Origin of the sequence: Actinoplanes hulinensis (genome assembly GCF_019429605.1) — a bacterium.
GTDB lineage: Bacteria > Actinomycetota > Actinomycetes > Mycobacteriales > Micromonosporaceae > Actinoplanes > Actinoplanes campanulatus.
Window position 1 is genome coordinate 349457 of record NZ_JAHXZI010000009.1, and the last position, 12105, is coordinate 361561.

12 protein-coding genes are annotated in these 12105 nt (G+C 71.9%); 4 read left to right on the forward strand and 8 right to left on the reverse strand.

Features of this window, described 5'->3' with window-relative positions:
* Positions 1-48: 48 nt before the first annotated feature.
* Positions 49-465, forward strand: coding sequence for a MarR family winged helix-turn-helix transcriptional regulator (locus tag KZ829_RS19590; RefSeq protein ID WP_220145346.1), 417 nt, complete (start codon positions 49-51; stop codon positions 463-465).
* Between the two features lie 5 nt (positions 466-470).
* Here the strand turns inward: KZ829_RS19590 and KZ829_RS19595 are convergent, their stop codons facing one another.
* From KZ829_RS19595 to KZ829_RS19610, 4 genes are all read right to left on the reverse strand, one after another.
* Complete coding sequence (locus KZ829_RS19595) at positions 471-683, reverse strand: hypothetical protein (RefSeq protein ID WP_220145347.1); 213 nt, start codon at positions 681-683, stop codon at positions 471-473.
* Between the two features lie 84 nt (positions 684-767).
* Positions 768-1040 (reverse strand): hypothetical protein, encoded by a 273-nt coding sequence (locus tag KZ829_RS19600; protein ID WP_220145348.1) that lies wholly within the window; start codon positions 1038-1040, stop codon positions 768-770.
* Between the two features lie 31 nt (positions 1041-1071).
* Positions 1072-1695: a LysE family translocator gene (locus KZ829_RS19605; RefSeq protein ID WP_220145349.1), complete on the reverse strand. Its 624-nt coding sequence runs from the start codon at positions 1693-1695 to the stop codon at positions 1072-1074.
* Positions 1696-1731: 36 nt separating this feature from the next.
* A complete protein-coding gene (locus KZ829_RS19610; RefSeq protein WP_220145350.1) occupies positions 1732-4764 on the reverse strand; it encodes a non-ribosomal peptide synthetase in 3033 nt (1010 codons plus the stop codon).
* A 232-nt stretch (positions 4765-4996) separates the two neighbouring features.
* Between KZ829_RS19610 and KZ829_RS19615 the strand changes: the two genes are divergently transcribed.
* The 3 genes from KZ829_RS19615 to KZ829_RS19625 are packed head-to-tail and all read left to right on the forward strand — an operon-like array spanning position 4997 to position 7905.
* Positions 4997-6154 (forward strand): argininosuccinate synthase domain-containing protein, encoded by a 1158-nt coding sequence (locus KZ829_RS19615; protein WP_220145351.1) that lies wholly within the window; start codon positions 4997-4999, stop codon positions 6152-6154.
* A gap of 36 nt (positions 6155-6190) precedes the next feature.
* The gene (locus tag KZ829_RS19620) at positions 6191-7174 is read left to right on the forward strand and encodes an aldo/keto reductase (RefSeq protein WP_220145352.1); all 984 of its coding nucleotides are present in this window, start codon (positions 6191-6193) and stop codon (positions 7172-7174) included.
* Positions 7162-7905, forward strand: a complete 744-nt coding sequence (locus KZ829_RS19625) for a sulfotransferase-like domain-containing protein (RefSeq protein WP_220145353.1) — start codon at positions 7162-7164, stop codon at positions 7903-7905. The genes KZ829_RS19620 and KZ829_RS19625 overlap by 13 nt, the downstream gene beginning before the upstream one ends.
* On the opposite strand, the gene KZ829_RS19630 is transcribed toward KZ829_RS19625, so the two are convergent.
* The 4 genes from KZ829_RS19630 to KZ829_RS19645 are packed head-to-tail and all read right to left on the reverse strand — an operon-like array spanning position 7892 to position 11968.
* A complete protein-coding gene (locus tag KZ829_RS19630) occupies positions 7892-8617 on the reverse strand; it encodes a cupin domain-containing protein (protein WP_220145354.1) in 726 nt (241 codons plus the stop codon). The two genes, KZ829_RS19625 and KZ829_RS19630, sit on opposite strands and share 14 nt — an antisense overlap.
* Positions 8617-9540: a DUF6807 domain-containing protein gene (locus KZ829_RS19635; protein WP_220145355.1), complete on the reverse strand. Its 924-nt coding sequence runs from the start codon at positions 9538-9540 to the stop codon at positions 8617-8619. Before KZ829_RS19635 ends, KZ829_RS19630 begins: the two co-directional genes overlap by 1 nt.
* Complete coding sequence (locus KZ829_RS19640) at positions 9537-10637, reverse strand: Gfo/Idh/MocA family protein (protein ID WP_220145356.1); 1101 nt, start codon at positions 10635-10637, stop codon at positions 9537-9539. The genes KZ829_RS19635 and KZ829_RS19640 overlap by 4 nt, the downstream gene beginning before the upstream one ends.
* A gap of 26 nt (positions 10638-10663) precedes the next feature.
* Positions 10664-11968, reverse strand: a complete 1305-nt coding sequence (locus KZ829_RS19645; RefSeq protein WP_220145357.1) for an ABC transporter substrate-binding protein — start codon at positions 11966-11968, stop codon at positions 10664-10666.
* Positions 11969-12105: the final 137 nt, after the last annotated feature.

Genomic DNA, 12105 nt, shown 5'->3' on the forward strand with positions numbered 1-12105 from the left:
AACGAAACTAGTTCGCGGCGCGAATTTTTGCAAGGTAGGATGACGCCCATGACAGCGAGCCCGGGTTTCGGCAACCACCTGGTCTGCCTGTCCACCCTGATCCAGCGGCGGTTCACGCAGATCTGCGCCGAGCACGACCTGACCACCGCGCAGGCCCAGCTGCTCTGCCTCGTCAAGGACCAGCCCCGCGGCATGACGGAGCTGGCCCAGCTGCTCGGCCTGGCCAAACCCGGGCTCAGTGGTCTGATCGACCGCACCGAGCGCCGCGGCCTGGTCCAGCGCACCAGTCAGAACAATGACCGGCGCCTCTGCACCCTGGTCAGCACCCCGGAGGGCAAGGAGATCGGCGACGCGCTCCATGCCGACGTCGCCGACCGGCTGCCGGAGATGTTCGGGCACCTCTCCCCCGCCGACCGGTGCACCTTCGAGGAGCTGGTCGACGCCGCCCTGCACGGGGAGAAGTGAGGCTTTCAGTGAGGTGACCTACCGCATCGGTGGATGACGTCGCGGTAGGTGTCGAAGGCGGCCTTGCGGCGGTAGGTGTCGGTGACCAGGCCCAGGCTGCCGAGGGGTTCGGTGGAGCCGCTGTCGGCGTCACGGAGGCCGAACAGCTCGGCCGGTGTCGTGGCCAGGTGGTTCCAGAAGGCGCCGTCACCGCCGAGCCACTCGGGCGGCTCGGCCACCGAGAACGAGGGCGCCGATGGCTGCCGGGTCGTCCGGGTGCGAGCACGTCGTTGCGGCCCGGCCGCGCGGGTAGATGCCGAACTTCACGGGCCCTCCTGGATCGCGGGCGCCGGCCAGGGCAGCCGGCCGGTGCGGATCTCCTCGATCGTGGCGGCGATCCAGGCCAGCTCGGAGCGGGCCTGGTGCAGCGCGTACTCCGCTTCGATCATGTACAGCCGTGGCAGGTCCTGACCGAGCACGTCGGCCAGGGCCTTCTCGTCGGCGGCGGTTCGCTCGCGGAGCCGCTGAGCACGTTCGGTCAGCGCGTCGGCGGCGCTGTCCGGCCCGAGCGCGCCGAGGTAGGCCACGGCGCCCACGAACGGGGTGAAGTCGCGTCGCGGGTTGCGGTCAGGCGATGACCAGACGGGCGGCCAGGGCCACGAACACGGTTCCGGCGATCCGGTCGAGGAGTCTGCCCAGGCCGCGGCGGCCCTGGAGCCATTCACCGAGGCGGCCGGCCCCGACCGCGATCAGCGAGTCGATGATCAGGCCGATCACCACGAAGATCATGCCGAGCAGGAACAGTTGCAGGCCGGGCGTGCCCAGGTCGGGCGCCACGAACTGGGGCAGGAACGCCAGGTAGAAGAGCACGATCTTGGGGTTGAGCAGGTTCGTCATGGTGGCCCGCCACAGGACCGTGCGCAGCGGCACCGGTGGCCGCTGTTCGATGGCGGCGGCCGAGGAGCTGTCCAGCCAGGCGCGGATGCCGATGTAGAGCAGGTAGGCGGCGCCGGCGTAGCGGATCACGTCGAACAGCACCGGGACCGCGGACATCACGGCGGCGAGGCCGACGGCGACCAGGACGGTGTGCACCAGCATGCCCAGGGACATGCCGACCGAGGCGACCAGTCCGGCACGGATGCCCTGGCTCACCGAGGTGGCCAGGATGTAGAGCATGTCCGGGCCGGGTGTCACGCAGATGACCAGGACGGCGACGATGAAGACGGCCAGCAGAGCGGGATCCAGCAACACGGCAACCAATCACAGTGGACGGACGATGGCTTGGGTTCACCCTGTCATGCCGAGCCGGCCCAGGAAGGCCGCCACGTCCGGCAGCGGTCCACCGGCGGCGGGGTTCTCCCCCGTTGCGGTGACGTGCCGGGAGCTGTCGGTGAAGAGGGCGTCGAAGGCGGGCGGGGCGGTCAGCGGGTCGTCGCCGGGCGGTGGGAGTAGCATCGCGACCCGGACCAGGCGGTCGTCGGCGCCGTCGGACTCGGCCAGCGCGGTGAGCCGGGACCGGAACTCGGTGTAGCCCAGCGGGCCCGCCCCGGCGTGGGCGAGCCGGGCGAACACGTCGGCGAAGGCGAGCCCCTGCTGCCGCAGCAGGTGCACGGTGGCGTCCCGCGGCGGTGGTGTCTCGCCGAGGACGGCGGCGGCCAGCCGGGCGGCCAGCACGTCGACCGGCAGGTGGTCGCTGCGGGCCGCGGTGGGGAACACCACGCCGGTACGGGCGGCCGCGTAGATCACCGAGTGTGCGAGCGACGCCGGGTTGGGCGCCCCGGTTCGCCGGTGCGGCCAGATCTCGCCGAGCCGGTAGACCACCGAGTCCACCCCGAGCGCCCGGGCCCGGGCCAGCAGGTGCTCGGTGACCAGCTTCGACTGGTCGTAGCCGCCGTCCGGAGATGTCTCCAGGGCCGGCAGGGCGCCGGGAGCGGGTGGGACCGTCCGGGGGAAGACGCTGAACGTGGAGAGCACGTGCAGGCGACAGCCGGCTCCGGTGGCCGCCAGGCGGATCAGCTCGCGGGTGCCGTGCACGTTGGCCGGCCGGTGCCCGTGGTAGTCGTGCAGGAAGTTGACCAGCGCACCGGCGTGCAGGATCGCGTCCACGTCGCCGGCCAGCTCGGCGAAGGCGGGTTCGCCGAGGCCGAGCCGGGGCGCGGCCAGGTCGCCGGCGACGACCCGGATCCGGCCGTCGGCGAGCGCGTCGCCCAGTGCGGCGAGCGGCCCGGTCAGGTCGTACGCGGCGAGCGCGGCGGCCAGCCGGTGTGCCCCGGCGGCGGCGTCGCGGGCCCGGACCAGGCAGTGCAGGCGCACCCCGGGCCGGGTCACGAGTTCGGCGAGCAGGTGGGCGCCGATGAAGCCGGTCGCGCCGGTCAGCAGGAGCCGGCCGGTGAGCGCCGGTGGCTTCGGCGGGTCGTCGCCGATCAGGCCGGCCGGGTCGGCGTCGCGGTCGAGCAGTGCGGTGGCGACCCGGCGGGCCGGGGTGGCGGCGCCCGCCTCGAACAGGCGGGCCTGCGCGCGGACCGTCCCGGCGGCGAGCAGGTCGCTCAGGCGAACCGGCAGGCCCTCCCGGATCTCCAGCAGGGTGCTGAGCCGGTGCGCGGTCAGTGAGGTGCCGCCGTAGTCGGTGAACGGGACGGTGACCGAGACCTCGGCGCGGCCGAGCACCTCGCGCCAGACCGAGGCGACCAGTTCCTCGTGGACGGTGGCCGGCGGTTCGACGGCGGCGGCGTCGGCGGCCTCGCGGGCGAGGCGGTCCAGGGCCTGCCGGTCGAGTTTGCCGTGCGGGGTGAGCGGGATGTCGTCCACGACGGTGAGTGTGCGGGGCACGGTCTCCGGGGGCAGCCGGTCGCGCAGCCAGTCGAGCAGAAAGGGCGGGGTGGCGCCGGGGCGGAGGGTGACGAAGGCGGCCAGGGAGCGGCTGTCGTCGGCGCCGCGGGCGATCACGGCGGCGGCGCGTACCGACGGGTGGGTGGTGAGTGTGCGCCGCACTTCGGCGAGCTCGATCCGTACGCCGCCGATCTTGACCTGGTCGTCGCGGCGGCCGTCGAACATGAGCAGGCCGTCGGGGGTGTGGTGGCCGAGGTCTCCGGTGCGGTAGATCCGGTCGCCGGGGATCTGCGGGAACGGGTTGGGCAGGAAGCTGCGGGCGGTGCGCTCGGGGTCGCCGAGGTAGCCGGCGCCGACGCAGAGGCCGCCGATGTAGATGTCGCCGACGGTTTCCGGCGGGACCGGGCGCAGGTGGTCGTCGAGCACGACGGCGGCGGTGTTGGGGATGGGTGTGCCGAGCGGGATCGGGCCGTGTGCGCTGGTGATGTCGTGGAAGACCGAGCCGATGGAGCATTCGGTCGGCCCGAACGTGTTGGTGATCCGCAGGCCGGGCAGCATCGTCCAGAGCCGGTCGAGGACGGTGGCGTTGGCCTCCTCGCCGCCGATCAGCATCCGGCGCAGGCCGGACAGTTCGGTCCGTAGTTCGGGGCGCAGTTCCAGCAGGTCGACGAGGGCGCCGAGCACGGACGGCACGAAGTCGGTGATGGTGACGCGGTGGTGGGCCAGCAGGTGGCAGGTCTGCTCCAGGTCGAGGATGCCGCGCCGGTCCGGCAGGATCACCAGGCCGCCGGTGGTGAGCGGCCACAGCAGCTGCCACATCGACGAGTCGAACGTCGGTTTGCTGTTCTGCAGGACGATCTGGCCGGCGCCGTCACCGAAATGGTGGGACATCGCGGTGATCCGATTGACGAGTCCGCGATGACGGTTCAGTGCACATTTCGGGGTGCCGGTGGAACCGGAGGTGAAATATCCGTAGACGAGATCCTCCGGTCCCGGGCGGCCGCCGTCGAATCGATCTTCGGTGACGGTGACGCCGTCGATCTCGAGCACATTTCCGGCAGCCGGGAGTCCACTGAGGACGGCAGCGGTGGCGCGGACCGAGAGGACCACCGGGGCGGACAGCTGGCGGAACAGTTCGGCGAGCCGGGCGCGGGGCCAGCGGGGGTCGATCGGCACGAACGGGGTGCCGGCCTTCATCGCCGCGAGCAGCCCCACGGCGAACTCGGCGCCCTCGGCGACGACCAGGGGCGCGAAGTCGCCGGGCCGGGCCCCGCGGCCGGCGAGGGCTGTCGCGACACTGTCCGCATAGCGGTTGAGCTGCTGGAACGTCCAGGTCCGGGCACCGTGGCGCAGGGCCGGGCGGTGTGGCGCCCGGGCGGCGACCGCCTCGAAGAGGTCGATGACCGAGGCGCCGTCCGGGATCGGCAGGGGCGGTCCGACGCCGGCCGGCGGCACGGTGGCGAGGTGCAGTGCGGGCGATCCGGATTCCACAGCGGGTCCTCTCGGCTCCATTCACGGACAATGTCGATCGCAAACCTCAAGAAGGAAATGTAAACGAGACGATAAATCCGCGTCACAGGAAAGTTGACATTCGTACGCGTGATTACTGTTTCCGTTTCTAACATAGACAGTCGCCACCGACCAAGGTCTTGTTCCACGATGGAGCGCGTTGTTAGGGTGGCCGGGCCCGATCCGGGCTGCCCACCGACGAAAGGCGTCGACAATGCGACACGGGGACCTCGCCGGCGAGCGCGTCGGCGTCTTCCAGGGCGGCGGCCTGTCCAGCCTCGCCCTCGGCGTGTGGTTGCGGGAGCAGGGTGCCGACGCCCACCACTACGTCGCCGACCTGGGTCAGAGCCGCCCGGAGGAGATCGAGGACCTGGCCGGCTCGCTGCGGGCCTCCGGGCTGCCGGTCACCGTGGTGGACCTGCGGCCGCGGACCGCGGAGATCGGCCTGGAGCTGCTGCGCCATCAGGCCCGCCACGACGGTGGTTACTGGAACACCACGGGCGCGTCCCGGCTCGTGCTGGTCGAGCAGCTGAGCCGGGTGCTGCGGGCCGACGGCCGCACGGTGCTGGCACACGGCTGTGTCGGCGGCGGCAACGATCAGCGGCGCTTCGCCACGTACGCTCGCGAGTTCGCCCCCGACCTGGCCGTCTACGCGCCGTGGACCGACCCGGCGGCGCTCGCCCGGTTCCCCGGCCGCGCCGCCATGGTCAGCGCCGTGAAGGACACCGGCCTGCTGCTCGACCGGGGCAGCGACGCCGACCGGTCGACCGACGCCACCCTGGCCGGCGCCTCACACGAGTCGACGGCGCTGGAGGATCTCGCCACCCCGGTCGACGACCGCAGCCTGGCGCCCCGGTGGAGCGCCTGGCCGGGCGAGGCCCCGGCCGCCGCACGGACGGTCACGGTCGGTTTCGAGGCGGGCCGGGTCGTCGACGTGGACGGCAGTGGCGCCGACCCGGTCGCTGTGCTGGAGACCGCCCGCGACCTGGGCGCCGGGCACGGGATCTGGCTGCGCGACGTGGTGGAGCGGCGGATCATCGGCACCCGCTGCCGTGGTGTCTACGAGGCGCCCGGCCTGGAGGTTCTCGACGTCGCCTGGCAGCGGGCGCTCGAGGTGTGCCTCGACCCACGGGCCCGGGAGCTGTACGGCACGCTCGCCCCGCTGCTGGGCGCGGCGGTGTACGAGGCCCGCTACACCACGCCGGCCGCGGTGGCCGCCCGGGCCGCCGTCGAGGAGCTGGTCCGGCCGGTCACCGCGGTGGTCCGGCTGACCCTGCACCGCGGGTTCGCCCGGGTCGCCGGCATCACGGCGCCCGGCGTCGGCGCGGACCAGCAGACCCGTTTCGGCAGCGGCGGCAACCGCTGGCGCTGACCCATCATCACGACGTCCAGGCAGGGAGGAGACAGCGTGCGCTACCGCAGGTTCGGCCGGCTGGGCTGGCAGGTCAGTGACGTCGGCTACGGGATGTGGGGCATCGCCGGCGGTGAGGGCGGCTGGACCGGCGCCGACGACGCCACCGGCAACGCCGCCCTGGACGCGGCGGTGGAGGCCGGCTGCAACTTCTTCGACACCGCCTGGATCTACGGGCGCGGCCACAGCGAGGTGCTGCTGGGCGAGCTGCTGCGCCGCCACCCCGGCCGCCGGCTGTACGTGGCCACGAAGATCCCGCCGAAGGACCGCACCTGGCCGTCGACCCGGGCGTCACGGCTGGCGGACGTGTTCCCGGCCGACCACGTCCGCGACTACCTGCACAAGAGTTTGGACAACCTCGGCACCGACCGGATCGACCTGTTGCAGTTCCACGTCTGGGAGGACTCCTGGGCCGGCGATCCCCGCTGGCTGGATCTGGTCGACGAACTGCGGGCGAGCGGCCTGGTCGAGGGCATCGGCCTGAGCCTCAACCGGTGGGAGCCGTGGAACGGGATCGCCGCGCTGCGCACCGGGCGCGTCGACGCGGTGCAGGTCATCTACAACATCTTCGACCAGGCGCCGGAGGACGAGCTGTTCGATGTCACCGGCGAGCTGGACGTCGCGGTCATCGCCCGGGTGCCGTTCGACGAGGGCAGCCTGACCGGCACCCTCACCACCGACAGCACGTGGCCGGAGGGCGACTGGCGCAACAGCTACTTCGTCCCGGAGAACCTGATCGCCAGCGTGGCCCGCGCCGACGCGCTCGCCAAGATCGTGCCGGACGGGACGACCCTGCCGGAGCTGGCGCTGCGGTTCATCCTGCGCCACCCGGCGGTCGGCACGGTGATCCCGGGCATGCGCCAGGTCCGCCACGTGCACGCCAACCTGGCCGCCAGTGATGCCCCGCCGCTGGATCCGGCCCTGCTGGAGGAGTTGCGGGCGCACCGGTGGGACCGGGAGCCGACCGAGTGGTCGCAGTGACCACCCCGGTGATCGCGCTGTGGGCGGTGCCCCGGTCGCGGTCGACGGCGTTCCTGCGGATGCTGATCGAACGCGGCGATCTGGCGGTGGTGCACGAGCCGTTCTCCAACCTGTACGCGGTCGGCCACTTCGACATCGACGGCGACCGCGCGCACAGCACCGGCGAGTTGTTCGAGCTGATCCTGGCGCTCGGCGAGCGCACCGGCCGGCGGGTGTTCCTGAAGGAGACGACCGATTACCCGTACGACGAGATCCTGCGCGACGGCCGCGTCTACACGGCGGTGACGAACACGTTCATGATCCGGGATCCGGCGGCCGTGGTGGCGTCCCACTTCGCGATGAACCCGGGACTGGCGCGGGACGAGATCGGGTTCGAGCGGCTGCACGGCATGTTCGCGGCGGTCCGTGACGCCACCGGGCGGCTGCCGCTGGTGCTCGACGGCGACGAGGTGGCCGCCGCCCCGGAGCCGGCGACGGCACGGTTCTGCGAGGTCACCGGGCTGCCGTACCGTCCGGAGGCGCTGCGCTGGCAGTCCGGTGAGCAGGCGGCCTTCGACCGGACCCGGGCCTGGCACGTCGATGTGGAGGCCAGCACCGGGTTCACCGTCCGGGCGACCCGGCACGAGGTCCGCCCGGACAACGATCCCCGGCTGGCCGCCCTCGACGCCTACCACCGGCCGTTCTACGAGGCCATGCGCGAGGTCCGGTTCGCGCCGGTCACGACGGGCTGAGACCGTCCGGGCCGAAGTGGACCGGCTGGCCGGCGGCGACCGCGTTCCGTACGTCATAGGTTCGTAAACGCCCGCACATGCCGAGCCGTTCCGTCTCACTTTGCGGTGCGGTGACCAGCGCGGATGCCCGCAGATGACGGCCGTCGCCGTGGGCGAGGGCGTCGATCACCTCGCCGGTCCGGCGGGTCTGTGCCTCGACGGTCGACGCCCAGATGTCCCGCCAGCCGCCGGCTTTCGGCCGCACGAGCGCCACCGCGTCGTCGTAGAACTCCTCCAGCGCCGCCGGATCGGCGACCAGCCGCAGGAAGCCCCGCACGGCGAGGTCACGACGTTCGCCGACCGGCAGCGCCACCGCCGCCCGATAGCGATCAGGGTCGGCGACCACGTCGGGCGGGAACGTCATGACCGCGTCGCCGGCCTCCGGCAGTCCCGCGTTCGACATCACCACGACGACCTGGAGGTCACCGTGGTTGACCGCCCGATGGATCACGCCGGGCGTGAACCACACCACCGACCCGGTCGACAGCGGCGTCGTCCGGTGCCCGGCGGTGTTCAGGGTGTGCAGCTCCCCCGCCCCGCCGATCACCACATACGCCTCGGTCGACGCGAGATGCATGTGCGGGGTGCCGCCGGCCAGCCCGTCCGCGGCGCACGCGCCCGGATAGACCGACAGGCGGGTCACCGAGGTGCCACCAGGGAAGACCCCGTCCATCAGGCCGTCTTTCGGGGCGTGCTGAGCGCTTCCCGGCCCAGTTCGGCGAGGGTACGGGTGCCCGCGTCGCCATGATCACCGGCGGAGACGACGACCGCGTACCGGAAGGAGAGGCTCTCGCCGTCGGGCAGGTCGACCTCCTCGCTGAAGAACGGCGCCGGGTTGAGGCAGGCGAACTCCGCGCTGCGGGTGAACCACTGCGGCGGGTGCTGCGGGTTGGTCGTGTCGTCGACCATCAGCACGGTCGAGGACCGGCCGGACTCGTCGTGCCTGCCGCGGAACGCGAACCAGTCGGCCCGCTTGCCGCGCAGGTCGTCGGCGCCGACGCCGTCCGGGGACTGCACGGTTCCGCCGGTGAAGGAACGCGGCCCGCGCCAGAACAGTCCCCCGTACCCGGCGTTCTCCCGGCCCTTGGTGGTCGGCGACCCGAGCGCGAGGGTGCCGCCGGACACGTTGGTCATCCGGGTCTCGAAGACCAGCACCCAGTTCGTGTCGTCGACGACCGTGGCGGTCAGCGCCCGCTGCTCGCTGATCACCGGTTCGCCCTGCTGGGACGTCCAGTCCAGTTCGTGGACCAGGGTGGCGGTGCGGTCGGTGGCGGACAGTTCGGTCATCGCCCGGTGCGCGGCCGTGCCGTTGTTGTCCTTCTGCACGTAGAACCGGCCGTGCACATACGTGGGGCCGCCCCAGAAGTTGTGGTCGCCGACGTGCGGCAGCGACCAGGCGATGCCCTTGTGCCAGACGTGGTCGTGCGGGCGGTACAGCGACACCAGATCCCCGGCCAGGGTACGGATCGGATGCAGGTAGGGCTTCGGCGATTCCAACTGCTGGGTGTCGGGCGCGTACACGTACGAGAAAAGGGGTTTGCCGGAAACGGAAACCGTGACCGAATCACCCAGCCGGTGATCAACGTTGATCGTCATCGCGAACGCACCGCCTGCCAGGGAGCGCCGGCGCCGTCCATGCGGGCGGCGAACGGGCTGTCCGGGCCGATCTGGCCGGCGCGGACCGGGGCGCCGGTGAAGGCGGAGGCGTAGACGGCGGCGGCGAATTCCATGGTCTGGCGGGTCTCCTCGATGGTGACCGGTGGCGGGGTGCCGTCGTCGAGCGCGTCCAGGACCGCGGCGAGCTGGCCGCCGTGGCCGCTTTCGACGGTCGACGGCGATTCGGCCCAGCGCGCGGCGACGGCGGCGTGGCCGGGCGCGGGGGTGATCGTCCAGTCGGCGTCGGTGTAGCCGTAGAGGTGCGACAACTCGACGGTGGCGTGGCTGAAATCGAACCGCAGCGCGGAAACCTGCCGCGGCGAGATCACCGAGTTGACGACCGACGCGACCGTGCCGTCGGCGAACGTGACCAGGGCCATCGACACGTCCTCGGTGTCGACGTCCCGGTCCCGGCGGGCGGCGACCGCGGTGACCTGCTCCCACGGCCCGAGCACCGACAGCAGCAGGTCGAACTGGTGGATGCCGTGACCCATGGTCGGGCCGCCGCCCTCGGTCTCCCAGCGGCCCCGCCACGGCACTTCGAAGTAGGCGGCGTCGCGGAACCAGAGGGTCTCGCAGGTGGCCAGCAGCGGGCGGCCCAGTTCGCCCGCCGCGGCCATCGCCCGCAGCCGGACCGCGCCGGCGCCGAACCGGTGCTGGAAGACCGTCGCCACGTGCGCGCCGGACGTCCGGGACGCCTCGGCGAGAGTGTCCAGTTCGGCCAGCGACAGGGTGGGCGGCTTCTCCAGGATCACGTTCACGCCGGCCCGCAGGCACTCCAGGGCGAGCGGGGCGTGCGTGGACGGCGGCGTGCACAGGTGCACGAGATCGACGTCACCGGATGCGAGCAGCGTGGTCAGGTCGGGCGCGACCGTCGGCGCGTCCCATGCTTCGGCGAACGTGCGTGCCCGTACCTCGTCGAGATCGACGACGGCGGTGAGGCGCGCCCGGGCCCGGTGCTCGCTCAAGGCTTGCGCATGGGCTGCGGCGATGCCGCCGGTTCCGACGATGGCCGCGCGATAGCGGGGTTGCGACATGACGTCCTTTCAGCGGTACGCCGTCGTCAGGCGGCGTCGATCTCGGTCTGGAGTTCCTTGATGAAGGAGGCGGCGGCCTGGTCCGGGGTCTGCCGTTTGAACAGCACCTCTTCGGTGTGGCGCTTGAGGATGGCCTCGATGCCGCTCGCGCCGTTCGGGGTGACGCGCGGGGCCTCGCCGACCTTGACGCCGGTCAGGTACTCGGCGGCGGCCTTGTCGGTGTCGGTCAGCTTCGGGGTGATCGCGGTCAGGATCCGCGGGTTGGCGGGCACGCCCCGGTCGGTGAGCATGACCTCGGCGGCGGCCTGGTTGTTGGCCAGGAAGTCGACGAACGCGGCGGCCTCGGCCGGGTGCTTCGACCGGGACGAGACCGACCAGAACATCGACGGCTTGTAGTAGGCGCCGGGCGACGCGGCCTGCGCCTCGCCGGGGATCCGCAGCAGTTTCAGGTTCTGGCCGCTGGCCGCCTTCAGCGAGGTGAGCTGGGTGTTCCACCAGGTCCCGAACGCGGAGGTGTTGGTGGCGGTGCCGGACTGGTCGAGCGGTCCGGAGGCGCGTTCGACGGTGACCGACGGCGGCGGGGCGACGCCGGTGTCGGCCAGATCCAGCAGGTACTGCCAGTATTTCGCCAGCACGGCCGGGTCGACGGAGACCTTGCCGGACGCGTCGTAGAGGCTGCCGCCCGCCTGACGGGACCAGATGTTGACGCCGCCGGTGTCGAAGCCCCAGGACTGTACGCCGGTGACCTTGCCGCCGGACGCCTTGGAGATCTGGTCGCCGATGCGCTTGAGGTCGTCCCAGGTCCAGGTGGCGTCGTCCGGGACCGGGATCTCGTACTGGGCGAGCAGGTCGGTGTTGACCACCATGGAGTAGGTGGCCAGGCCGGTCGGTACGGCGTACTGCTTCCCGTCGACCTTGCCGGTGTCGAGGGCCTTGGCGTCGAAGTCGGCGGTGTTCAGGTGTTTCGTGGCGGTGCCGAGGTCGAGCAGGGCGCCGCGTTCGGCGTACGAGGCGAGGTAGAGCTCGTCCATCTGGATGATGTCGGGGGCGTCGTTGGCGGCGACCGTGGTGGCGAGGCTGTCCCAGTAGCCGTTCCACTCCTTGAACTCACCGGAGACGGTGATGTTCGGGTGTTCCTTGGTGAACAGGTCGATCACCTGCTGGGTGCGCTGGTGCCGGGCGTCCGAGCCCCACCAGGTGAACCGCAGGGTGACCGGGTCCTTGGACAGTTCGGCGCCGGCGTCGCCGCCGCTGCCGGAGCAGGCGGTCAGGGCGGTGCCGGCGAGGAGTCCGGCGGCGAGGGTGAGGGCGGTGCGGCGGCTGTATCGCATCGGGAGGTCCCCTCCTGTTATTTGATTCCGGTGGTGGCTATGCCTTTGACCAGGTAGCGCTGGCCGAGTAGGAAGGCGAGGAAGATCGGGAGCAGGGAGACGACGCTCATCGCGAACATGGAGCCCCATGAGGTGGA